Below are 22,040 nucleotides of genomic sequence, written 5' to 3'. Positions count from 1 at the left end.
TCAGCTCCCGCTGTGTTCATCGGCCTCACTCCGTGAGGCGGGCCCGTTCGGCGGCTCGGTCGCGAGCGGGTTGGGTACGGTGCCGTGGACCACGTCGAAGCCCTCGTCGCGCTCGGAGCGGTCGTGGAAGCCGCCGCCGAGCAGTTGCTCCCGGTTCAGCGCCACCCGGTCGAACTCGGGCGCGAACAGGCCGAACGCCTCGAACCTGTCCGCGAGCTCGGGGAAGCGGGCGTGGTACCGCTCGATCTCGGCGCGGACCAGCCCCCAGAACTCCGTCTCCGGCACACCGAGGTGCTGCTCGGCCAGCGGGGCGAAGAACCGGAAGTGGCCCGCGAAGACGGCGCTGAGCAGCGAGTGCGCCAGCTCGCCCGGCGGCCAGCGCAGCAGCACCGCGTCGGCGCGCGGGGACAGGCCCTTGTACTCGGGACGGGGCTCCGGCAGCAGGTTGACGTCCTCGGCGAAGTCCTTGACCGCGATGCCGGCGGGGATGTCGGCGGCGTCGTAGAGGATCACGGTGTTCTCGCCGTGGGGGCAGTACGCCACGCCGTACCGGTAGAGGTAGTGCAGCAGGCCGGGCAGCAGGGCGGAGAAGAGCCTGGCCAGCCAGGCCCTGGGGTCGAGCCCTGAGCGCGCGACGAGCTCGGCCGCCAGCGCGCGCCCGTCAGAGCCGACCTTCAGCAGGGCCGCCATGGTCCTGGCCCGCTCGCCGTCGCGCAGCAGCGCCGCCACCGGCTCGCGCCACACCGCGCCGAGCAGCTCGTGGTAGCGGTAGGGAGCGTCGCGCACCTCGTCGTACAGCGGGTGGCGCACGGCGACGGCGGCCACCTCGCCGAGCGGGTGGAAGCGCAGCTCGTCCCGCAGGTACGGGTCCCCGTCACGGAGCGCGTGCAGCCAGGCGGTCACGTCGGGCGCGGCCCTGGTCGGCTCGGTGGACAGCCCCCGCCACACCAGCGTGTTGCGGATGGCGAGCGGCACCTTGACGTTCCTGCGCCCGGGATGGTCCAGGTTGGCCAGGGTGCGGATCGACTGCAGCGGCCGGTAGCGGTCGGGCCCCTCGCCGAGCGGGACGATCCGGCCGTCTGCGAGGTAGGGGGCGAAGAGGGTCTCGACGGCCTCGTCCCAGTGGAAGGGGTGGACGGGCAGCCAGACGTACGCGGCCGGGTCCGCCAGCAGGTCGGCGAACCGCTTGCGGGTCTCCTCGTCCAATTCCTCGGCCAGCAGCGTCTCGGCGTCCAGCCCTGGGACGCCGGAGTAGTCGGCCAGGGAGGTGTGCACGGCCGCCCACCGCAGCCGTACGGCGCCGGCCGCCTCGGGGGCGTAGGCCGCGGCGTCTGAGGCGGCGAAGCCCAGCCTGCCCTTGTTGAGCAGCATGCAGGGATGGCCGTCCTGGTGCGCCTCCAGCTCCAGATGGTCGAGGTCCGCGAGCTCGGCGGCGGTCAGCGCGCGCGAGATGAGCTCCGCCTCCGCCCTGCGGGTCGCGGTGAGCTCGCGCAGCACCTCGGCGGTGGTGGGGCCGTCCCAGCCGAGGATCGTCCTGGCGTCGAGCAGCAGCCGCTCGGGCCCGGCCTCGCCGTCGCCGGGATGCCGCCGCAGCGTGCCGTCCGCCAGCCGCCAGGTCCCGAACGTGCCGCGGGTCGCGCGAAACGTCCAGTGGACGCCGTCGCCCAGCTCCAGCCGGTAGGCGTCGGGACCGGACTTGGGGTCGGGCTCCGGGCGGAACAGCTCCTCGTAGGCGAACTCCTCGACGGCCTTGGTGAGCAGGCGGCGGCCGGCCTGCTGCCAGGCGTCTTGGGCAGGTCGGTTCATCGGGGGATCTCCTCGGAGTAGGTGAGGGCGGGTTCCGGCCGGGGGACGGGGAGGCGCCGCAGGGACAGGCCGGTGGCCAGCAGGTGTACGGCCGCCGCGACGGCGATGGGCAGCGCGAGGTCGTACGAGACCGCGGTCGCGGCGGCCACCGGCGCGGCGAGCAGGCCCGCGGACCGGGCGGTCTCCACGACGGTGAACGCCGGCCCCGCCGTGCCGGTGGCCCGGAACGCCCACAGCTCCACGGCGACCTGGCCGAGGCCGAGGCCGACGCCGAACAGCAGTCTTCCCCCGGCCAGCCCCGGCAGTGAGGACGACAGCGCCTGCCAGGCGAGCCCGGCGGCGCCGACGGCCAGGGCCAGCGGCAGCAGCCGGTCGCCGAGCAGGTCGTGAAAGCGGCGCACGGCGGGCAGCACGGCCAGCGCGGCCACGCTGGGCAGGAAGAACAGCACCGCGGACCCGGCGGAGCCGCTGCCCAGGTCGTCGGCGAACTCGGTGAAGAAGGGCCGCGCCACGTTGACCGCGAAGTCGAACGCGACCCCGATCAGCGCCGCCTGGGCCAGCACCGCCAGCCCCACGCCGCGCCTGCGCGCACCGGCGTCCCGGCCCGCCGCAACGCCGTCACCACCCGCTGCGACGACCGCGCCGGCCGCCGCCGCGCCGCCACTGCCCGCCGCGACGACCGCGGCATCCGCCGTACCGGCGTCGCCGCCTGCACGGGTGGGAGCGCGTCTGCCCAGCACGCGGTAGGTGAGCACGGCGAGGAGCGCGTCCAGCACGGCGAACGCGGAGATGCCGACCCGCGGCTCGGGCAGCGCGAGAACTCCGGCCCCCACCATCGTCGCCACCACGACCGACAGGTGGAAGACCACCACGATCGAGCAGATCCCGGCCAGCCGGGCTCGCTCCCCGCCCGCCGGGTCGGCGTCGTGCTCGGCGATGAACGCCGGATAGGCCAGCAGCATCGCGCTGTTGGTGGCCACCACGGCCGCCGACAGCACGGTGTACGCGGCGTAGCTGGGCGCGAGCCCGAGCAGCAGATCGAGCACGGCGGAGCCGCACAGCCCGGCCAGGACCAGCCGGTGCAGCGGCCACCGCCGGGCCACCAGCCCCCACAGCGGCAGCGCGGCCAGCCCGACGATGCGGCAGATCCACAGGTAGAGCCCGGTCGCGCCGGGCTCGTCGACGGCGTACAGCCGGTCGAACAACCGCGGCAGGAAGGGGGTGAGCGCGGTCTCGGCGACCAGGTGCAGCCCGATCACCGAGATGAGCACGACCTTGGCGCGGCTCACCGCAGCGAGCCCACCGAGCGTGGCGCGTCCAGGCCGGCGGCCTCGGGAGCCCGGGGCGCGCCGAAGGTCGTCCAGGCCACCCGGTCGGGGACGGGCAGCAAGGTGCGCCCGGCGACCGCGTTGAGGATGGTCGCGGCTCGCCACGCGCCCAGTGTGAGGTCGGGTGCGCCGACGCCGTGGGTGTGGAGTTCGGCGTTCTGCACGTAGAGGCGCCCGGACACCCGTGGGTCGAGGGCGACCCGGTAGGACCCGTCGACCTGGTAGCGGCCCCTGCCGTCCCAGTCGACCAGGTCGGACAGCGGCTCCAGGAACGCGGGGCGGGCCGCCGCGTAGCCGGTGGCCGACACCACGGCCGAGGTGCGGATCTGGAAGACCGCCTCCTGCGGGCCGTGACGGCAGGTCAGCGTGTAGCCGTCGGCATCGGCGCCGGCCGCCGTGACCTCCACTCCCGGGTGCAGCGCGGCGGGCGGCTCGGCGCCGCCGATGGTCCGCTCGTACAGCTCGTCGTGGATGTCGGCCAGCGTCTCCGCGCTGACCCCCTTGTAGAGCTGCCACTGCTCGCGTACGAGCCGTTCCCGCTCGGCCTCCGGGAGCCCGCGGAAGTACTCGATGTAGTCGGGGGTGAAGTGCTCGAGGCCGATCTTCGAGTACTCCATGGGTGCGAAGGCCGGGGTGCGGGCCAGCCAGCGCACGTACGGACCGCCCGCCCGCAGCAGATCGAGCACCACCTCCGCCCCCGACTGGCCAGCGCCGATCACCGTGACGTCGGGCCTGGCGGCGAGCCGGTCGCGATGGGTGCGGTAGTCGGCGCTGTGTAACACGTGGCCGGCGTGCGTCTCCGTCATCAGCGGGCGCAGCGGTCCGGGGACGACCGGCTGCGTCCCGACGCCCAGCACCACCTGCCGGCCCAGGACGCGGGTGGCCGCGCCGGAGGAGGAGCGGTACGTCACCGCGAAGGCCGCAGCCGTCTCGTCCCACTCCAGCGCGGTCACCTCGGCGTCGAACCGGCAGGAGGGCAGCCGCTCGGCGACCCAGCGGCAGTAGTGGTCGTACTCGCGGCGCGGGATGTGGAACCGCTCGGAGAAGAAGAACGGGAACATCCGGTCGTGGTGGCGCAGGTAGTTGAGATATGACCAGGGACTGGTCGGATCCGCCATGGTGACCAGGTCGGCGAGGAACGGCACCTGCAGGACGGTCCCCTCCATCAGCAGCCCGGGGTGCCAGGAGAAGGCGCGCTTGCCGTCCAGGAAGAGCGCGCGCAGCCCCGGCACGCCGTCGCCGAGCGCGGCCAGGGACAGGTTGAACGGGCCGATGCCCACTCCCACCAGGTCGTACGTGGTCACCGTGGTACCTCCGTAAGAGGGTTGGGAAGGTCGATGTAGACGGACTGGGTGCGCACGTCCCCGACGAGCTCGTCGCGGCCGTCCACGCAGGTCAGGAAGTTGCCCTTGCAGCGCAGCAGCGGCGCGTCGAGCAGCAGGTCGAGCAGGCCCTTCGCGCCGGGCTCGGCCGCCCGCAGCCGCTCCAGCGCGGCCCGCAGCACGCGCAGCAGGTCGCCCTCGTCGGCGAGCCCCAGCGCCCCGAACGCGCCCACCAGGCCGAGCAGGTTGTTGACCCCCAGGTAGTAGGCGACCCGCTCGTCCACGAGATCGTCGTCGAAGACCAGCTCCAGTCCGTCGGCCAGCTCGGGCAGCAGCCGCTCCAGCTCGCCCGCCCTGGAAGCGGCCACGTAGTAGCCCTGGCTGTCCCGGTACCAGCCCGCGCGGGGCAGGCCGTCGCCGTCCAGCGCCACCAGGGTGTTCTGGTGGTGCGGCTCCAGCGCGATGCCGTACCGCGACTGAAGCCTGATCAGCGGTACGGCCAGCACCTCGAGATAGCGGGTCAGCCAGCGGGCCGACGCCTCGGCGAGGGAGACGCCGTGCGCCCGGGCGGCGCGGGCCGTGGCGGCGGACAGCAGGGCGCGGTGCCGGGGCGGCGTGCCGTCGCCCGGACCCGTACGCTCGGCCAGCAGCCCGGCCACGCACTGCCCGTCACCCTGCCCATCATTGGGGCCGCCGCGGAAGGGGTTGTCGCGGATCGCGGTCTCCAGCCCGGTCTCCGGCCCGTCGGCGCCCGCCGAGACCCAGGCGAAGTCGCGCAGGATCCCGAACTCCGGGTGCTCGGCGCGCAGCCACTCCCCCGGGCCCGCGCCCAGCAGGCGGGCGGCTCTGACGCCGAGGCGCAGCTCGCCGCGCAGGTTGTTCCTGCGGGAGTTGGTGATCCGCATGCCGAGGGAGAGCTTGAGCATCACGTCGGCGTCCGCCCGGTGCACGGTGCGCACCGAGGAGGTCGGATGCCACGCCGGCCCCGCCGCCCCGAGCGGGCGCAGCAGCCCCGCCTCGACCAGCGACGCCACCTCGGGACGGCCCAGCACCTCGCGGGCCTGCCAGGGATGGGCGGGAACGGGAACCATGCCCGCGGGCAGCTCCAGCCCGGCGGCGATGTCCCGCAGCAGCTCGGCCGGAGCCCGCCCGTCCGCGCACTCCCCCACGACGATCGCGGGGTCGGCGGCGAACCAGTGCAGCCGGAACGAGCCGCGCAGCTCGGGCGAGTAGGCGTCGAGCTCGCCGTCGGACGCCTCCTGCCTGCTCTTGGGCGCGGGATGGAACGGATGCCCGAGCAACAGCGCCTGCTCGGCCTCGAGGAACGGGATCGCCCCCGATCCCCCTTCGGCGCGCCGGCGCGCGAGATGCGTCCCGGTACGGCGGGCCGAGTCCAGCACCCGGGCGACGGCATCGGACCCGAGATGATGGGGCAACCGCCGCCGCACGACGGACTCGCGCATCGCGGCCGCGGCCACCAGCGCGGCACCGGCGGGCTCGGAGACGACGCGGGGCTCGCCGAAGCGGTGCCAGCCGGTCGCCGACCGGTACCGCACCGGGACGCTCAGCCGCAGGCCGCTGGCGGGGAAGCCGAGCACCAGCTCCTCACCGGCGGGCGGGACCGGGGTCTCCGTCTCGCGCACATAGGCACGCAGCAGCGTCTCCGTCGCCGCGGCCTCCCCCGCCCTGAAGGGATCGGGATGGTCGAGGGGGTCCGGCCGGGGCTCGCTCACAGCGTCGTCTCCTCGGCCTCGCCCGCGGCGGCGACGAGGCGGACGAGCCGCTCCACCTCGGCGGTGGTCGTATACGGGTTGAGCAGGGTGAGCTTGAGCCGGACGCGGCCCGGCCCCTCTCCCGGGAGCTCGGTGCGGCCGACGACGGCGCGTCCCTCGCGCAGCAGGCGGCGCCTCAGCCCGGCGTTCACCCGGTCCGCCGGCGCGGGATCCGCGGGGACGTACCGGAAGAGGAACGCCGTCAGCACGGGGTCGGCGTGCAGGTCCAGCCGGGGATGGGCGCGGACCGCCGCCGCTCCGGCGCGGGCCAGGTCGTGGCAGGCGTCGACGAGACGGCCCAGTCCGTCCCTGCCGAGGGTGGCGAGCGTGACGGCGATCTTGAAGGCGTCGGGGCGGCGGGTGGTGCGCAGGGAGTTTCCCAGCAGGCTGGCGTAGCCGGCGTCCTCGTCGTCGGCCGGGTTGAGGTAGGCCGCGCGCCGGGCCAGCGACGCGTACGCCTCGGCCTGCCGTACCAGGAAGACGCCCGCGGCGGCGGGCTGCCAGCCCAGCTTGTGCCAGTCCAGGGACACCGAGTCGGCCCGTTCGATGCCCGCCAGCAGGGGCGCCAGCCGGTCGGAGAGCAGGGCGCCGCCACCGTAGGCGGCGTCCACGTGCGACCAGGCCCCGTGCTCGGCGGCCAGGGCCGCGCAGGCGTCCAGCGGGTCGATCGCCCCTGTGTCGGTGGTGCCGGCCGTGGCGACCACGGCCATGGGCAGCTCGCCCCGCCGTACGCATTCCCGCAGCGCGGTGGCCAGTCCTTCCGGTTTCATCCGCAGCTCGCGGTCCACGGGGACGGTCACGACCGCGTCCTCCCCCAGGCCCAGCAGGGCGGCGGCGCGGCGTACCGAGAAGTGGGCGGCGGCGGAGGCGAAGATCCTCGCCTGCGGCGGGTTCGCCGGCAGGCCGCACCGTTCGATCCTGCGCCCGGTCGCGCGCCCCAGCACCCGATCCCTGGCCAGCATCAGGCCCATGAGGTTGGATTCGGTGCCGCCGGAGGTGAGCACCCCCGCGGCCGTGGACGGGTATCCCACCAGCTCGGCCAGCTCGCTCAGCAGCAGGGTCTCCAGGGCGGTGGTCGCGGGGGCCTGGTCCCAGGAGTCCTGTGACGGGTTGAGCGCGGAGATCGCCAGGTCGGCGGCCACGGCCACGGCGAGCGGCGGGCAGTGCAGATGCGCGGCGCAGTTCGGGTCGGCCGGGTCGGCGCTGCCGGCGGCCACCAGCTCGGTCAGCCGGCGCAGGGCGTCGTCACCGGCCGCCTCGGCGAGAGTCCTGGCGACCCGGGTGAAGAGCGCCCCCGGTGTACCGGCGGGGATCGGCCCGTCGCGCCTGGCCGAACCCTCGGCGAGAGCGGCCAGCACTGTGCGCAGCATCGGCTCCAGGGCGGCGGCGCCGGAGACGCCGCCGGACAGGGCGGCGGCACCGGACAGGGCGGGCGCGACGGTGGCGGTCATGCCCGTCGCCCCGTGAGCCCGGGAGCCGTCACCCGCGGTTGTCGCCGTCATGCCCGTCGCCCCGTGAGCCGGGGCGCCGTCACCTCGGCGATCGCATCGGACAGGCGGTCCAGTACGGCTTCCACCTGCTCGTCCGTGATGATCAGCGGGGGCAGCAGGCGGACGGTGGAGTCGTGGCGGCCGCCCAGCTCCACGATGAGGCCGCGGTCCAGGCACGCGGCGCGCACTTCGGCCGCCAGCCGAGGGGCCGCCTGGCGGGCGCCGCAGGAGTCGGGCTCGCCTTCGGGATCGACGAGCTCGACGCCGATCATCAGGCCGCGCCCGCGGACGTCGCCGATCGCGGGCAGCTCGCCGCGCAGCCCGTCGAGCCGGGCCGTCATCCGGGCGCCGACCGCGGCGGCCCGCTCGGCCAGCCCCTCGCGGGCGACGTACCGCAGGGTCGCGGTCCCGGCCGCCATGGCCAGGGTGTTGCCCCGGAACGTACCGGTGTGCGCGCCGGGCCGCCAGCCGTCGTAGTCCTCGTGGTAGACCACGACGGCCAGGGGCAGGCTTCCGCCGATGGCCTTGGACATCACCATCGCGTCGGGAACGATCCCGCTGTGCTCCACCGCCCAGAACGCGCCGGTCCGGCCCACGCCGGTCTGCACCTCGTCCACGATCAGCGGGATGCCGCGCTCGGCGGTGATCCGGCGCATCTGGCGCAGCCAGGAGTCGGGGGCGGGCACCGCGCCGCCCTCGCCCTGCACCGCCTCCAGGATCATCGCGGCCGGCGGCACCACGCCCCCGGAGGGGTCGTCGAGCAGCCGCTCGGTGTAGGCCGCCGACAGCTCCGCGCCCCACTCCCCGCCGATGCCGAACGGGCAGCGGTAGGAGTAGGGGTACGGCAGACGGGTCACGTCCGCGGCGATCCCGGCCACCGGCTCCTTGACCGCGACGCTGCCGGTGACGGCCAGGGCGCCTGCCGTCATGCCGTGGTAGGCGCCGGTGAATGCCAGCAGCCCGCGCCTGCCGGTGGCGGTCTGCATGAGCTTCAGCGCCGCCTCCACCGCGTCGGTCCCGGCCGGCCCGCAGAAGTGCACGCGCGCGCGCTCGGCGAAGGCAGGGGGCAGGGTGGCGAACAGGGCCTCGGTGAACTCGTCCTTCTCCGGCGTGGCCAGGTCGAGCACGTGCAGCGGGGCCCCGCTGTCCACCGTGCGCCTGATGGCCTCGATCACCACCGGATGGTTGTGGCCGAGCGCGAGGGTGCCCGCGCCGGAGAGGCAGTCGAGGTAGCGGCGGCCGTCGGCGCCCTCGATCGTCATGCCCTCCCCGCGTACCGGGACGACGGGGAACGAACGGGCATAGGTCCGGGCCGAGGACTCGCGGTCGCGTTGGCGCCGCAGCACGGCGTCGATGCGGACGGCGGGGTCGATGTCGGTCGGATGCAGACTCATTCACGCTCCGGTTGGCAGAGAGGGACGACGGTACGGCCCAGCGGGGCTCAGAGAAGGTGCCGTTCGGCGATGGGATGACCGAGGAAGGAATGCATGGCGAATTCCCACCCGTAGGAACCCGCGTTGGGGAAGACGACCAGGTCACCGGCGCGCACGCGGTCGACCCGGACGTCGCGCAGGAGGGTGTCCTCCGGCGTGCAGAGCTCGCCGACGACCGTCACCTCGGCGTCCTCGGCGGCGGGCCGGGGACAGCCGCCGGGCCAGCGCTCGACCGGCAGCACCGCGATGTTGTGCACGATGTCCCAGGACGTGGGGAGCTGGAAGTGGTTGATGCCGCCGCGCAGGATGACGAACCGCTTGCCGTACGAGGTCTTGACGTCGGTCACCTCGGCGGCGTACCAGCCGCAGTCGGCGACCAGGAACCGGCCGGGCTCCAGCAGCACCCGCACGCCCGGCGGCGGCTCCGCTCGCGCGGCCAGCTCTCCGAAGCGGGCGACGTCGAAGGGCTTCTCGTCCTCGAACGCGACACCGATGCCGCCGCCGATGTCGACGTGGCGCAGCTCGACGCCGTTGTCCCTGGCGGTCCGCACGCTCCACTCCAGGCACCAGCGCAGGTACGCGGCGTGGGATTCGGCGTCCAGGTTGCCGGAGGCGGCGTGCACGTGGAAGCCGATCAGGTCCAGGCCGGGCAGCCCGGCGGCCTCCCGCAGCACCTCGGGCACGTCGGGCTCGGCCACGCCGAACTGGGAGGGGACGCCGCCCATGTGCAGGGAGCCCGTGACCGGGATCTCGGCCGGGTTCACCCGCAGCGCCACCCTGGCCGTGGCGCCCTCGGCGACCGCGATCCGGCTGATCCGGTGGAGCTCGAGCGGGCTCTCGGCGTTGATCGCCTCTACCCCCGCCCTGACCAGGGCGGTCAAGAGGGGGACGGACTTGGCGGGTCCCGCGGCGACGACGCGTGCCGTATCGGTGAGGCGCAGGGCGAGGTCCAGCTCCGACCTGGACGCGACCTCGAACCCGGCCACGTGCGGCGCCAGGGCCGCGACGACGCCGGGGAAGGAGTTGGCCTTGACGGCGTAGTAGACGGCCGCCCACTCGGGCAGCGCCGCGCGTAACTCGCGGGCCCGCTCGGCGGCCACCGCGCCGTCGTACACGTAGGCGGAGACCGGCGTCCCGGTCCGGGTCAGGTCGAGGAGACGATCCCGGACGGGAATGGGAAGCACGTCCACGGGGTAGGCAGAGCGAGGCGCAGCGGACGGCGGAAGCTGGATGGACATGGCTTCTTCCTCTGAAGGAACAGCGAGAAGGGGCATGCCTCCAGGACGAGGCGCTTGCTTAGGCAAGGCTAACCTAAGCTTTCTCTTTGTCTCACGCAAGTCGTCTTCCGGTGTGATCTCTTGCGATCGGCCGGCCTACGCGTGACGACGGCTGCGGCGAGCACGCGCCGCCCCCGCAAGCCCATGAGCACGGAACGCGAACGGCCGGGCTGTTCATCGCCTGATGGATCGACGCGGCCCTGACCGCCCGAGTTCGCGCTGTCACGGTGGAGATCAGCACTTAGTCCGATAAGACGCGAAAGATGCTCAGTCATCCGTGATTAGGCCCTCCTCTATCGGCGTAACTCGGGTTACATTCACGTTAATTTGCCCTCTCTTATCCCCCCGAGTAGACCGAAGGGAGAGGCATGAGAGCGAGAACCGCGATCGCGGCCATGACTGCTGCGGCGATCCTCATGCCGGCCGCCGCCGTACAAGCCGCCGGTGCCGCGTCCCCGCCACCCGACGACGATTTCCAGAAGGTGACCCTCAACGACAGCCCGGGCGAGCCGATGGACCTGGCGGTGTTACCGGATTCGAGGGTCCTGCACACCACCCGGCCCGGCGAGGTCTGGTTACACGATCCGAAGACCGGCCTCAACACGCCGGCCGCACGGCTCGACGTCTACCAGCACGACGAGGAGGGACTGCAGAGCATCGCCCTCAGCCCCGGCTTCGGCAAGGGCTCCAGGCAGGACGACTGGGTCTACCTCTACTACTCCCCGCCGCTGGACACTCCGGTCGACGACCCCGCGACGCCGGACGTCAACGAGGGCGACGCCCCGCTCACCGGCACCCCGCAGGATTTCGCGCCCTTCAAAGGGCTGATCCGGTTGTCCCGGTTCCGCTTCACCGGCGCCACGATCGACCTGCGCAGCGAGCAGCGCATCATCGACGTGCCGGTGGACCGCGGCATCTGCTGCCACGTAGGCGGGGACATCGTCTTCGACGCCGACGGCAACCTCTACCTGTCGACCGGCGACGACACGAACCCGTTCTCCTCCGATGGCTTCACCCCGATCGACGAACGAGCCGACCGGAACCCGGCGTTCGACGCCCAGCGCAGCGCCGGCAACACCAACGACCTGCGCGGCAAGATCCTTCGCATCAAGGTACGCGAGAACGGGTCCTACTCGATCCCGCGAGGCAACCTCTTCCCGCCCGGCACGGCGCGCACCCGGCCGGAGATCTACGCGATGGGCCTGCGCAACCCGTTCCGCATCGAGATCAACCGGTCCACCGGGGATCTCTACGTCGGCGACTACTCGCCGGACGCGCGAGCGGCCGATCCCGAGCGCGGCCCGGCGGGGACCGGCAAATGGACGACGATCCGCAGACCGGGCAACTACGGCTGGCCCTACTGCGCGACCGCGCGGCTCCCGTACGTCGACCACGACTTCGCGACCGGCTCGTCAGGCGAGGCGTTCGACTGCGCCGCGCCCGTCAACGAGTCCCCGCGCAACACCGGCCTGCGCAAGCTGCCGGCGGTGGTTCAGCCGGACGTGTGGTACTCCTACGGGCCGTCGCAGGAGTTCCCGCAGCTGGGCACCGGCGGCATCGGCCCGATGGCCGGCCCGGCGTACCACTTCGACCCGCGCGACACGCACGGCCGCGCGCCCGTGGCCTGGCCCAAGTACTACGACGGTGTCCCGCTCTTCTACGAGTGGACCCGTGACTACGTCAAGGCGTTCCACCGTGACGGGCGGATCGAGGACGTTCTGCCGTCGTTCGTCTTCGACAACCCGATGGACATGGAGTTCGGCCCCGACGGCGCGCTCTACGTGCTGGAGTACGGCGACGGCTACTTCCAGGAGAACCCGGACGCCCAGCTCTCGCGCTTCGACTACATCGCCTACACCGGCAACCACTCTCCCGTCCCGGCCGCCGCGGCCTCGGTGACCGCCGGCCACGCGCCGCTCACCGTCAACTTCACCAGCACCGGCACGACCGACCCCGACGGCGACAGGCTCCGCTACGCGTGGGACTTCGACGCCGACGGCAGAGTCGACTCCCGCAGCCCCGAGGCGTCGTACACGTTCAAGGAGAACGGCCTCTACAACGCGACCCTGCGGGTCACCGACGACGGCGGCATGTCCGCGGCGGCGTCGGTGCGGGTGGTGGTCGGCAACGCCGCGCCGGTCGTGGAGCTGATCCGGCCCGCCGAGGGGCAGGCGTTCTCCTTCGGCGACGTCGTCGAGTTCGAGGTACGCGTCACCGACGACCAGCAGGTGGACTGTGCCGACGTGACCGTTGACTACGTCCTCGGCCATGAGGATCACGGCCATCCGCAGACCACGGCCCGCGGCTGCTCTGGCTCCATCCAGACCACCGAGCCGAGCGGGCACGACCCGGAGACCGACCGCCTCACCGGCGTCTTCGTCGCGAGCTACACCGACCCCGGCGGCGCCGGGCTGCCCCCGCTGACCGGTAGCGACGAGGTCATCCTCGAGCCCACACGATAGGAGATCCCCCATGTGTTACGGCTACGGCCCCAGCAGGCGGTCCTTGCTCACCGCGGGCCTCGGACTCGGGGCGGCCGCCCTCGCCGCCGCCTCCCCTGCCGCCGCGGCGACGCCGCACCACCCCGGCGGGGACCGCGTCCCCCCGGACCAGATCAGCATCCAGCTCTGGACGGTACGCGACGACCTCGCCCAGAACTACGACGCCACTCTCGCGTACCTGGCCGAGATCGGCTACCCGAAGGTCGAGCTCGCGCTCGGCTACTTCGGCCGTACGGCCCAGCAGCTCCGCGCGTTCCTCGACGGGATCGGCATCCGCGCCAGCTCCAGCCACGACGGCATCAGCGCCGACGACGCCGCGCTGGAGACGAAGATCGCCAACGCGCTCGCCCTCGGCCAGTCCTACATCGTCGTCCCCTACCTCAACTCCACCAGCGAGGACGAGTGGAAGGCGTGGGCCGAGCGCATGAACGTCGAGGCGGAGGCCGCCCGCTCGGCCGGGCTCCGGTACGGCTACCACAACCACGCCCACGAGTTCACCATCGACCTGGGCGGCGGAAAGACGCCCTGGGACGTGCTGACCTCCGAACTCGATCCACGCCTGGTCCACCTGGAGATCGACATCTACTGGGCGGTCACCGGCGGCATCGGGCGCGGCGTCGCCGACCCGGTGCGCTTCACGCTCGACGTCATCCGCAAGGCGCCGCAGCGCGTGCTGCAGTTCCACGTCAAAGACCGCCACCTCGACGGCGACATGGCCGACCTCGGCACCGGGACCATCGACTTCCGGCGGATCTTCGACAAGCACCGTGTGAAGGAGTACATCGTGGAGAATGACACCCCCGATGTGACCCCCCGGCGTACCGCGGAGGTCGGATATCGCTACCTGCGGAAGGTGAGATTCTAAGGATCCCTGCCCGGCTACTGATGACCTGCCGGCGGCGACCGCCGCGCATCCGCTCACGGACGCGGAGGCCGGGGTCGCCGCCGGACTGAAACGACGTTCAGCCCGCGGCTCAACGGGAGAAGTGCTCCTTGACGATGACACCGTGCACTCCGGTGGTCCGGTCGACCACCTGGGACACCTCGAAATCGGTGGCGGCGGACAGGTAGGCGTACGCGACGGCACGGTCCATGCCCTGGTCGTGCTCGAGGAAGTCGAGCGCGTTGACGACCGCCCGCCGCATGGCAGAGTCGAGGTCGTTCACCTGCCCGTTCTGGGACCCGTCGGGGTCGGACAACCCGATCGGCACCCATGCCTCCGAGGTCTCGGCGAACGGGTAGCGGAAGGCGACCGAAGGGGCGTCGCCGGACCCGGCCTTGCAGACGGTGAGCCGGAAGGTGGCCCGCAGTGAGCCCTCCATCGCGGTCAGCGCGACCTCGCCACCGCCCATCGCGTGGTGCGGGTCGCCGGTGTAGAAGAGCGCCCCTTCGGCGAACACCGGCAGGTAGAAGGTCGCGCCCGCGCCGAGCAGGTTGATGTCGATGTTGCCGCCGCCCAGGGTAGGCGGGATCGAGTTGAGCGCCGGGTCGGTCAACTGGCCCGCGGACGCGAACGCGACCCCCACGATCCCCATGAACGGGCGCAGCGGGAAGGTCACCTCGCCGGAGGCCCCGCGCTTCATGACGCCGCTCGGCGCGCCCTTGCGCCCGCGGCGTACCGGCGTGAACACCGACACGTTGCCGTAGCGGGCCGGGTCGCCGGTGGGCCGCCCGTCGGTCGCCACCGGCGGCATGACCTCACCGAGGGTGATCCCGTCCGGCGCGCCGCCGCTGGACGTGCGGGCCAGCGCGCCTTTGCCGTGCCGGCTCGATACGACGCCGTACGGTACCCGCGGCAGCAGCGAGAGCATCTCGACCTTGAGCACGTCACCCCGCCGCGCGCCGTCCACGTAGATCGGCCCGGTCACGACGTGCGGCCCGTCGACGTCGAAGTTGCGGGTCGTGCGCGAGTAGTCACGGGCGATCGCGATCGCGTCCTGGAGCACGTTCGTACGGGGAACGCCGTGCTCGCCGAAATAGGCCACCGGGTCGCGCCCCTGGTCTTCGAGGATGCCCTCGTGCGAGACGGAGTCGATGGTGACCGTCTCCCCCGATCTCATCCTGAGCACCGGCGAGCTGCCGACCGCCGGCACGTACCCCCACCGGACCTGCTCGACCGCCGACGGCAGGTAGTGCCTGCCGTGGATCGGGCCCTTGTGCGGCTGGAGTATCTCCCGGGGCAGCGCCGGCGTGGTCGCGGCGGAAGCGGATGCCGAGCCCAGGAGCCCGCCGCCCGCCCCGGTGACGACCGCGGCCGCACGCAGGAAGTTCCGCCGCCCCAGTCTCGTGATCAGTGCGTCCCGCACGTCGCCCGGGCTCTTCGGCACCTTCATGATTCTCCTGACCGGAATGTGACGGGGGATGGACCCAAACCGATCCTGTACGGCACCTGTTACATCGCTGTTTGCACGAGGTTTCCCGGGACGGTCCTGAACTCATGCTCTCCACGGTGGTCAGTCAGGCTCGGTCCTGGCCTCGCGGGATGAAAGGATCAGACCTCAGTGCGACCGAAAGGCATATGAGATGGCTCCGAACATCGCGACCGCGCGCCACGTCGAACTGCCCGAACTGCTCGAGTTCCTCCGGCCCAGGCACCACGGTCTGCTGGCGACCACCCGCAAGGACGGGCGGCCGCAGCTCTCGCCGGTCTCCTGCGGCGTCGACGAGAGCGGCCGGATCGTGGTCTCCACCTACCCCGACCGAGCCAAGGCGCGCAACGCCCGCCGTGACGAGCGGGTGTCGATCTGCGTAGTGTCCGACGACTGGAACGGCCCGTATGTCCAGATCGACGGACACGCCGAGGTGCTCGACATGCCCGACGCCCTCGACGCGCTCGTCGAGTACTACCGGAGCATCTCCGGCGAGCACCCCGACTGGGAGGAGTACCGCGCCGCCATGCGCCGCCAGGACAAGTCGCTGATCCGGATCCACATCGACCGCTGGGGCCCCATCGCGACCGGCGGCTTCCCCGCGCGCCTGATGCCCGATCAGTGACACCCGGCGCCCCATTGACGCCGTAGACACTTGCGTATGCGATTGAGTGGACCAGGCATGGACCGTCTCATCCGGCGCGGGTCACCATATGACCATGTTGGTACTGCCTCTTGTCGCACTCGCGTTGCACGGCGCCCTCACGGGCCTCTTCTACACCTTCTCCATGTCCGTCATGCCGGGCCTGAACGCCATCGAACCCGCCCAGGCCGAGGCGGCGATGCGAAGCGTCAACCAGAAGATCCTCAACCCATGGCTCTACATCCCGTTCCTGGGGGCACCGCTCGCAGCGCTCGCGGCCGGACTCGTCACGGATGCTCCGGCCGCCCTCTGGTTCTTCGCCGCCGCCGCGGTGAACTTCATCGGCTCGTTCCTGGTCACCGTGGCGATCAACGTACCGATGAACAACGCACTCAACGCGGGCACGATGTCATGGAAGAACTACTCGCCGAGGTGGACCGCCTGGAACACGCTGCGCGCCGTGGCCTCCACGGCCGGTCTTGTCCTCGTCGGAGCCGGCCTGGCCGGCCTGTAAGGCACAAAGCAGACTTATGTTACGGAACGTGACAGTCGATACGTCAGCTGCTTAGATGGGTCACCTTCCATGCGCCGACTCCCCTCGCCGAGTTGGTTCAGCAGCGGCGCATGCCCAGCATGGAGTAAGAGATGCACCACGACGACGACCTCTTCGACAAAGGGCTGCAGTTCGACATGTCGACGCTGCTGGAACGCCGCCGGGTCCTGGGGCTGTTCGCCGGCGCGGGCCTGGCGACCCTGGTCGGCTGCGACAGCGACTCGACCGGCACCGCGTCGACCGCGTCGTCCTCGTCCACCGGCTCGGCGAGCACCGCGGCGACGAGCGGGAGCTGCGCCGAGATCCCGGAAGAGACCGCCGGCCCGTTCCCGGGCGACGGATCGAACGGGCCGAACATCCTCACCCAGAGCGGCATCGTCCGCAGCGACATCCGCTCCAGCTTCGGCTCGGGCTCGGGCACCGCCGCGGGCGTTCCGCTGACCATCGAGCTGACCATCCAGGACACCTCGGCCGACTGCTCGGCACTGTCAAGCGCCGCGGTCTACCTGTGGCACTGCGACCGCGACGGCAACTACTCGATGTACTCCGAGAGCGTCACCAGCGAGAACTACCTGCGCGGAGTCCAGGAGACCGACAAAAGCGGCAAGCTCTCCTTCACGAGCATCTTCCCGGGCTGCTACCCGGGCCGGTGGCCGCACATCCATTTCGAGGTCTACCCGAGCCTGGCCAAGGCCACGACGTCCGACAACAAGATCGCGACCTCCCAGATAGCGCTGCCCAAGGACGCCTGTGACTCGGTGTACGCCACCGACGGCTACAGCCAGAGCGTGCGCAACCTGAGCGAGATCTCCCTGGACAGCGACAACATCTTCAGCGACGGACACACGAGCCAGCTCGGGACGATGACGGGCAGCGTGCCGTCGGGTCTCACCGTCACCCTCACCGTCCCCGTTTAGCACCCGGCCGCCCCATGCGCCGCCGCACTCGTGTGCCCACGAGATGGCGGCTGAATCATGGCGCCGGTAATCGGCGTGCAACCGCCGCGCAAGCGCTCAGCCGTTACCTGTCCACGTACGCACAGGACCGGCGAGTAAGGAACGCGCTGATGATGCGAAGCGGAAAGCTGCTCCCGGTCGGAGTGGTGGTGGAGGTGATCGGCCTCGTCCTGCTGACGGCAGGGGTCGTCGGGATGCTGACGTGGCCGATGCCGGGGTGGGCGAGCGCCGCCTTCGCCGTCGGCATGACGCTGACGATCCTCGGCGCCTTCCCGATCGCGCACGCCATGACCCACCGCGCGATGCGCACGGCCATGTCGGCCTTCGACGGAGCCGGGCCGAAGAGCGGATCCGGCGGGCTGTTCGGGATGATCAACGACCTGGCGGGCGGCAACCGTGACCTCCTTGTCAACGGAGTGCCGGCGACCGCCGCCATCCTCTCCATGAGCGACACGGGCATGACGGTCAACGACCTGCCCATGGTCGCGTTCGACCTGGAGGTCCGGCGCGAGGGCGCGGGCGCGTACCGCGTCGCCCACCGTGAATCGATGCCCCGCCTTCTCGTAGGCGCCATCCTCCCCGGCGCTCGCCTCCCCGTCCGCGTCGACCCGAGCGACCACAATCGCCTCACCATCGACTGGCAGCACGCTGCGGAGTACGCCTCCCCGCCGGCCGGACAGCGGGTGTCCGCCGCCGACATCCTCGCTCGGGGCGTGCCCGCCATGGTCACGGTTCTCGGTACGTTCTCGACGAACGGCATGACCGCCGACAACGGCGACCCCATCCTGGGCCTGCTCCTCCGCGTGACCGGCCCGCACGGCTCGTACGAGGTGCGCCTCGCGCACCGAGTCCCGCCGCACCACCTGGCCCGCGTCCACCCCGATGCGCGGTTCCCCGCCAAGATCGCCCCTGAGGACCCCGAGAAGGTCGCCATCGACTGGGATCAGGTCCACCCCATCCCTCACGCTCAGAGCCTCTGATCCGTTGTTCCGGGGGTCAGCGGCGCGAGCCCCCGCGTGAGGTTTCGCGTCCTGCGATGACCATCCGGCCAGGTCAAGCGGCGCCCGGCCCGCCGAGGATCCTCTCCAGACCATCGAGGACCAGGTCGAGCCCGAACGCGAACTCGTCCGCATAGGCGTAACCCGGTCGCAGCGCGTGGTCCGCCATCATCTCCGCGAGGTGGGGGTACGCGCCGGCGGGCATCTGCCGGGCCATCCCTTCCGCCACGTCCTCGAGCTCTTGGGTCGTGGCGAACGGCAGGCTCGACTCCTGCAGGACGAACCCGTACACGTAGCTGTCGAGGGCGGAGAACGCGTGAGCGGCCATCGCGATCGAGAACCCCGCCGCGCGCAGGCTTCCGATCACTGAGTCGTGGTCCCGTAGCGTCGCGGGGCCAGGGTTCCGCCGGGACTCCATCAGCCCGAGCGCCCAGGCGTGGCGCGAGAGCGCCTCGCGCACGGAGAACGCGCGCCGGCGCATGGCGGTCTTCCAGCCGGCCTCGCCGCCGGGCAGCTCGATCTCCGTGAAGACGAGGTCGACGATCCCATCCAGGATCTCCTCCTTGCCTGCCACGTGGTAGTACAGCGACATCGCCTCGACCCCGAGCTCTTCGGCCACCTTGCGCATGGTGACCGAGGCGACGCCCCCCTTGTCGGCCACGCGTACGGCGGCCTCGAAGACACGTTCCTTGCTCAACGAAGCACGGGGCGTTCGATCTCGGTTGGGGCGTGCCGGCATCCGCGTACTCCTGTTGTCCGCTCGGGGCTTGACTACCTTACGGCCGTAAGGATAGCGTCCGCCTTGTACCTTACAAGTGTAAGAATCACCCGCGACCGGGGTGGAAGGACAAGGCATGGACGTACACGAAGGACGTGACCAGGGCAGCGGCCTGAAGGTCTGCATCGTCGGAGCCTCTGGGAAGCTCGGGCGGTACATGATCCAGCACGCCCTGGACCGGGGCCACGAGGTGGTGGGCGTTTGCCGCGAGCAGAGCGTCGGGAAGCTCGCGGAGTTCGACGGGCGCATCACCGTCGTCCCGGGGGCGACGGATGACCGCGAGGTCATCAGGCGCGCGGTCGAAGGATGCGACGGGGTCCTCACGGTGCTGGTCCCCTGGGGTATGCGGGGATACTCCACCGGGACCGCGCAGGCGGTGCTGGACCACGCGCGTCCGGGGGCGCGACTGGTCTTCTCGTGCGGGTGGCACATCACCCGCGACGGGCAGGACGTGTACTCGCTCAAGCTCCGGGCGTTCGTCAAGGTCTTCCGCTGGGTGGCGCGGCTCGCTCGCATCGCGGACATCGACGACCAGGTGGAGGCGTGCCGCCGGGTGTTCGCCAGCGACACCCGCTGGACCGTCGTGCGAGGCAGCGATCTCGAAGAGGGTGAGAGCCAGGGGCTGCCGGTGTGGAGCCGGCACGTCGGCGACCCCGTACTCAAGAGCAACAGCACCCGGCGGGTGGACTTCGCGCTGTTCATGGTGGCGGCGCTCACCGACGACGAGCTGATCCACGAGGCCCCGGCGATCGTCGGCCGCCAGACACCCTCGGCTCGGAGCGCACACCCGGCCACCGCGACCCCGGCTCGGAGCGCACACCCGGCCACCGTGACCTCGGCGCCCGAAGAGTCGTCATGACCGCCGGCACGCTCGACGCGGCGCCCGCCCGCCTCGCCCGGATCACCGGCGGACTGCTGCTCGTCATCGCCGCGAGCGCGCTGTTCGCCGAGTTCTTCGTCCGCTCCACGCTCGTGATCCCGGGCGACGCGCCGGCCACCGCCCGCGCGATCCAGGCGTCGCCGCAGCTCTTCCGCCTCGGCTTCCTCGGCTACCTGCTCGCCTTCGTGTGCGACCTGCCGGTCGCGGTGCTGTTCTACGTGCTGCTCCGGCCCGTGAACCGGACCTTGGCGCTCATGGCAGCGAGCTTCCGGCTGGTCTACACCGCCATCGTCGCCGCCGCCCTGCTGCCGTACGCCGGGGCCATGATCCTGCTGGGCGGGACCGGCTACCTGTCAGCCGTCGGGACCGATCAACGGCACGCGCTCGCGCTGTTCAATCTCGACCTGTTCACGCACGGGTTCGGCGCGGCGCTGGTGTTCTTCGGGGTGCACCTCGGGCTTCTCGGCTGGCTCCTCTTCCGGTCGAGGCGGATACCCGCCGTCCTGGGCATCCTGGTGTCGCTCGGCGGCCTTGCGTACGTGATCGACGGCATCACGCGCTTCATCGCACCGTCACTCCACGCGACGATCGTGCCCGTGCTCGGAACGCTGGGAATGGCGGAATTGGTCCTCGCGATCTGGCTGGTGACGAAGGGGATGCGACCAGGAGCCCCCGATCCGACGGGCCCCTGACCTCAGGGCATGAGATCCCGTAGCTGCTCGATCACGGCGACCCGGCCGGCGGCGCTGTCCGCCAGCGGCTTCACGCTGACCGTGGTGACGCCGCACGCGGCGAGCTCGGCGACACGTTCGGCCACGTACTCCTTCGGCCCGATGAGCGACGTGGCGCGCAGCAGGTCCTCGGGCACCGCGGCCTGCGCCTCCTCCTTGCGCCCCGACAGGTAGAGCTCCTGGATGAGCTCGGCCTCCCGCTCGTAGCCGTAGCGGCGGGTGAGGTCGTTGTAGAAGTTCTTGCCCCGGGCGCCCATCCCGCCGATGTAGAGCGCGAGCTGCGGGCGCGCCAGGTCGAGCAGGTGACCGACGTCGTCGCCGATGGCCAGGGGCATGGTGACGACGATGTCCAGCGGGCCCAGGGCCGGGTCGCGGCGGGCCTGCCCGGCGTCGAGCGACGGGCCCCACACCTCGCGCAGCCTCCCGGGGTGTACGAAGATCGGTAGCCAGCCTTCCGCGATCTCGGCGGCGAGCTGCACGTTCTTGGGGCCGATGGCGGCCAGCATGATCGGGATGCGGTCGCGTACCGGGTGGTTGATGAGCTTCAGCGGCTTGCCCAGGCCGGTCCCGCGCTCGGCCGGCAGCGGCAGCTCGTAGTGCGCGCCCCGGTACACGACCGGCTCGCGGCTCCACACCCGGCGGCAGATCTCCACGATCTCGCGGGTCCTGGCGATCGGCGCGTCGTAGGGCACGCCGTGGAACCCCTCGACCACCTGTGGTCCTGACGCACCGAGGCCGAGGGTGAACCGGCCGTCCGACACGTAGTCCAGGCCGGCCGCGGTCATCGCGAGCAGCGACGGCGTACGGGTGTAGATCGGCAGGATCGCCGAGGCCAACTGCATCCGGTCGGTGGCCGACGCGAGGTATCCGAGCTGGCTCACGGCGTCGAAGGAGTAGGCCTCCGCCACGAAGGCGATCTCGACTCCGGCGGACTCGAGGTCGCGCAGGCCCGCGGCGGCCTGCTTGAAGCCACCGCTGTAGGCGAGGGTCGTACCGATCCGCATGGCAAACCTCCAGGATCAGATGGGCGGGCGGGGCGTCCCGTAACCCGCTCCGGCCGGGCCCGGCTTCTTCACGAACCGCTCTGGCCTGGGCCCGCCGGAGTGTTGACGTATGTGACGACGCTCACTTACATTACGCGTACTTAACGAACGATCGATAGTGGCAATCGGAACTTAACGAGCGATCGACGCATTGCACGGC

18 protein-coding genes are annotated in these 22,040 nt (G+C 71.7%); 8 read left to right on the top strand and 10 right to left on the bottom strand.

Going from position 1 to position 22,040, the window contains the following annotated elements; all coding sequences use genetic code 11:
* Genes EJK15_RS05060 through EJK15_RS05030 form a run of 7 tightly spaced genes read right to left on the bottom strand, consistent with a single transcriptional unit; the run spans position 1 to position 10,389 of the window.
* On the bottom strand, positions 1 to 1,806 hold the full coding sequence (locus tag EJK15_RS05060) for an IucA/IucC family protein (RefSeq protein ID WP_138709184.1): 1,806 nt from the start codon (positions 1,804 to 1,806) through the stop codon (positions 1 to 3).
* Positions 1,803 to 3,095 (bottom strand): hypothetical protein, encoded by a 1,293-nt coding sequence (locus EJK15_RS70210; protein WP_171074122.1) that lies wholly within the window; start codon positions 3,093 to 3,095, stop codon positions 1,803 to 1,805. The genes EJK15_RS05060 and EJK15_RS70210 overlap by 4 nt, the downstream gene beginning before the upstream one ends.
* Complete coding sequence (locus EJK15_RS05050) at positions 3,092 to 4,438, bottom strand: lysine N(6)-hydroxylase/L-ornithine N(5)-oxygenase family protein (RefSeq protein ID WP_138709183.1); 1,347 nt, start codon at positions 4,436 to 4,438, stop codon at positions 3,092 to 3,094. The genes EJK15_RS70210 and EJK15_RS05050 overlap by 4 nt, the downstream gene beginning before the upstream one ends.
* Positions 4,435 to 6,189, bottom strand: coding sequence for an IucA/IucC family protein (locus tag EJK15_RS05045; protein WP_138709182.1), 1,755 nt, complete (start codon positions 6,187 to 6,189; stop codon positions 4,435 to 4,437). Before EJK15_RS05045 ends, EJK15_RS05050 begins: the two co-directional genes overlap by 4 nt.
* Entirely contained in the window at positions 6,186 to 7,730 is a 1,545-nt protein-coding gene (locus EJK15_RS05040) for a pyridoxal phosphate-dependent decarboxylase family protein (RefSeq protein ID WP_240776778.1), read from the bottom strand. Before EJK15_RS05040 ends, EJK15_RS05045 begins: the two co-directional genes overlap by 4 nt.
* On the bottom strand, positions 7,727 to 9,112 hold the full coding sequence (locus tag EJK15_RS05035; RefSeq protein WP_138709181.1) for a diaminobutyrate--2-oxoglutarate transaminase: 1,386 nt from the start codon (positions 9,110 to 9,112) through the stop codon (positions 7,727 to 7,729). Before EJK15_RS05035 ends, EJK15_RS05040 begins: the two co-directional genes overlap by 4 nt.
* Before the next feature lie 47 nt (positions 9,113 to 9,159).
* Positions 9,160 to 10,389, bottom strand: coding sequence for an alanine racemase (locus EJK15_RS05030; protein WP_138709180.1), 1,230 nt, complete (start codon positions 10,387 to 10,389; stop codon positions 9,160 to 9,162).
* A gap of 407 nt (positions 10,390 to 10,796) precedes the next feature.
* On the opposite strand from EJK15_RS05030, the gene EJK15_RS05025 reads away from it, so the two are divergent.
* Both EJK15_RS05025 and EJK15_RS05020 read left to right on the top strand, forming a co-directional pair.
* Complete coding sequence (locus EJK15_RS05025) at positions 10,797 to 12,890, top strand: PQQ-dependent sugar dehydrogenase (RefSeq protein WP_138709179.1); 2,094 nt, start codon at positions 10,797 to 10,799, stop codon at positions 12,888 to 12,890.
* 10 nt (positions 12,891 to 12,900) lie between these two features.
* On the top strand, positions 12,901 to 13,794 hold the full coding sequence (locus tag EJK15_RS05020; protein WP_138709178.1) for a sugar phosphate isomerase/epimerase family protein: 894 nt from the start codon (positions 12,901 to 12,903) through the stop codon (positions 13,792 to 13,794).
* Positions 13,795 to 13,903: 109 nt separating this feature from the next.
* Here the strand turns inward: EJK15_RS05020 and EJK15_RS05015 are convergent, their stop codons facing one another.
* A complete protein-coding gene (locus tag EJK15_RS05015) occupies positions 13,904 to 15,262 on the bottom strand; it encodes an acetamidase/formamidase family protein (RefSeq protein ID WP_138709177.1) in 1,359 nt (452 codons plus the stop codon).
* Between the two features lie 190 nt (positions 15,263 to 15,452).
* Between EJK15_RS05015 and EJK15_RS05010 the strand changes: the two genes are divergently transcribed.
* The 4 genes from EJK15_RS05010 (at position 15,453) to EJK15_RS04995 (ending at position 18,430) form a co-directional block, all read left to right on the top strand.
* Positions 15,453 to 15,923 carry a PPOX class F420-dependent oxidoreductase gene (locus EJK15_RS05010; RefSeq protein ID WP_138709176.1) on the top strand — a complete coding sequence of 157 codons (471 nt, stop codon included), beginning with the start codon at positions 15,453 to 15,455 and terminating at the stop codon, positions 15,921 to 15,923.
* Positions 15,924 to 16,017: 94 nt separating this feature from the next.
* Positions 16,018 to 16,455, top strand: coding sequence for an anthrone oxygenase family protein (locus EJK15_RS05005; protein ID WP_138709175.1), 438 nt, complete (start codon positions 16,018 to 16,020; stop codon positions 16,453 to 16,455).
* A 131-nt stretch (positions 16,456 to 16,586) separates the two neighbouring features.
* Positions 16,587 to 17,411 carry an intradiol ring-cleavage dioxygenase gene (locus EJK15_RS05000; protein WP_138709174.1) on the top strand — a complete coding sequence of 275 codons (825 nt, stop codon included), beginning with the start codon at positions 16,587 to 16,589 and terminating at the stop codon, positions 17,409 to 17,411.
* Between the two features lie 149 nt (positions 17,412 to 17,560).
* Entirely contained in the window at positions 17,561 to 18,430 is an 870-nt protein-coding gene (locus EJK15_RS04995; RefSeq protein WP_138709173.1) for a hypothetical protein, read from the top strand.
* A gap of 73 nt (positions 18,431 to 18,503) precedes the next feature.
* On the opposite strand, the gene EJK15_RS04990 is transcribed toward EJK15_RS04995, so the two are convergent.
* Positions 18,504 to 19,145, bottom strand: a complete 642-nt coding sequence (locus EJK15_RS04990) for a TetR/AcrR family transcriptional regulator (RefSeq protein WP_338089845.1) — start codon at positions 19,143 to 19,145, stop codon at positions 18,504 to 18,506.
* A gap of 157 nt (positions 19,146 to 19,302) precedes the next feature.
* Here EJK15_RS04990 and EJK15_RS04985 point away from each other — a divergent pair, with 157 nt between their 5' ends.
* Both EJK15_RS04985 and EJK15_RS04980 read left to right on the top strand, forming a co-directional pair.
* The gene (locus tag EJK15_RS04985) at positions 19,303 to 20,085 is read left to right on the top strand and encodes an NAD(P)-dependent oxidoreductase (protein WP_138709171.1); all 783 of its coding nucleotides are present in this window, start codon (positions 19,303 to 19,305) and stop codon (positions 20,083 to 20,085) included.
* The gene (locus tag EJK15_RS04980; RefSeq protein ID WP_138709170.1) at positions 20,082 to 20,798 is read left to right on the top strand and encodes a DUF4386 domain-containing protein; all 717 of its coding nucleotides are present in this window, start codon (positions 20,082 to 20,084) and stop codon (positions 20,796 to 20,798) included. Before EJK15_RS04985 ends, EJK15_RS04980 begins: the two co-directional genes overlap by 4 nt.
* Before the next feature lie 2 nt (positions 20,799 to 20,800).
* On the opposite strand, the gene EJK15_RS04975 is transcribed toward EJK15_RS04980, so the two are convergent.
* Complete coding sequence (locus EJK15_RS04975; RefSeq protein ID WP_138709169.1) at positions 20,801 to 21,841, bottom strand: LLM class F420-dependent oxidoreductase; 1,041 nt, start codon at positions 21,839 to 21,841, stop codon at positions 20,801 to 20,803.
* Positions 21,842 to 22,040 lie beyond the last annotated feature (199 nt).

Origin of the sequence: Nonomuraea basaltis (assembly GCF_005893125.1) — a bacterium.
GTDB classification, from domain to species: domain Bacteria; phylum Actinomycetota; class Actinomycetes; order Streptosporangiales; family Streptosporangiaceae; genus Nonomuraea; species Nonomuraea basaltis.
Note: the sequence above shows the minus strand (reverse complement) of the source record. Positions and strands in the feature narration are given on the sequence as shown.

Coding starts and splice junctions, on each gene's coding strand:
- EJK15_RS05000 (WP_138709174.1), top strand. CDS start 16,587: ATGCACCACGACGACGACCTCTTCGACAAAGGGCTGCAGTTCGACATG.
- EJK15_RS04975 (WP_138709169.1), bottom strand. CDS start 21,841: ATGCGGATCGGTACGACCCTCGCCTACAGCGGTGGCTTCAAGCAGGCC.
- EJK15_RS04980 (WP_138709170.1), top strand. CDS start 20,082: ATGACCGCCGGCACGCTCGACGCGGCGCCCGCCCGCCTCGCCCGGATC.
- EJK15_RS05015 (WP_138709177.1), bottom strand. CDS start 15,262: ATGAAGGTGCCGAAGAGCCCGGGCGACGTGCGGGACGCACTGATCACG.
- EJK15_RS05010 (WP_138709176.1), top strand. CDS start 15,453: ATGGCTCCGAACATCGCGACCGCGCGCCACGTCGAACTGCCCGAACTG.
- EJK15_RS05005 (WP_138709175.1), top strand. CDS start 16,018: ATGTTGGTACTGCCTCTTGTCGCACTCGCGTTGCACGGCGCCCTCACG.
- EJK15_RS04995 (WP_138709173.1), top strand. CDS start 17,561: ATGATGCGAAGCGGAAAGCTGCTCCCGGTCGGAGTGGTGGTGGAGGTG.
- EJK15_RS05025 (WP_138709179.1), top strand. CDS start 10,797: ATGAGAGCGAGAACCGCGATCGCGGCCATGACTGCTGCGGCGATCCTC.
- EJK15_RS04985 (WP_138709171.1), top strand. CDS start 19,303: ATGGACGTACACGAAGGACGTGACCAGGGCAGCGGCCTGAAGGTCTGC.
- EJK15_RS05060 (WP_138709184.1), bottom strand. CDS start 1,806: ATGAACCGACCTGCCCAAGACGCCTGGCAGCAGGCCGGCCGCCGCCTG.
- EJK15_RS05030 (WP_138709180.1), bottom strand. CDS start 10,389: ATGTCCATCCAGCTTCCGCCGTCCGCTGCGCCTCGCTCTGCCTACCCC.
- EJK15_RS05040 (WP_240776778.1), bottom strand. CDS start 7,730: ATGACGGCGACAACCGCGGGTGACGGCTCCCGGGCTCACGGGGCGACG.
- EJK15_RS05020 (WP_138709178.1), top strand. CDS start 12,901: ATGTGTTACGGCTACGGCCCCAGCAGGCGGTCCTTGCTCACCGCGGGC.
- EJK15_RS05035 (WP_138709181.1), bottom strand. CDS start 9,112: ATGAGTCTGCATCCGACCGACATCGACCCCGCCGTCCGCATCGACGCC.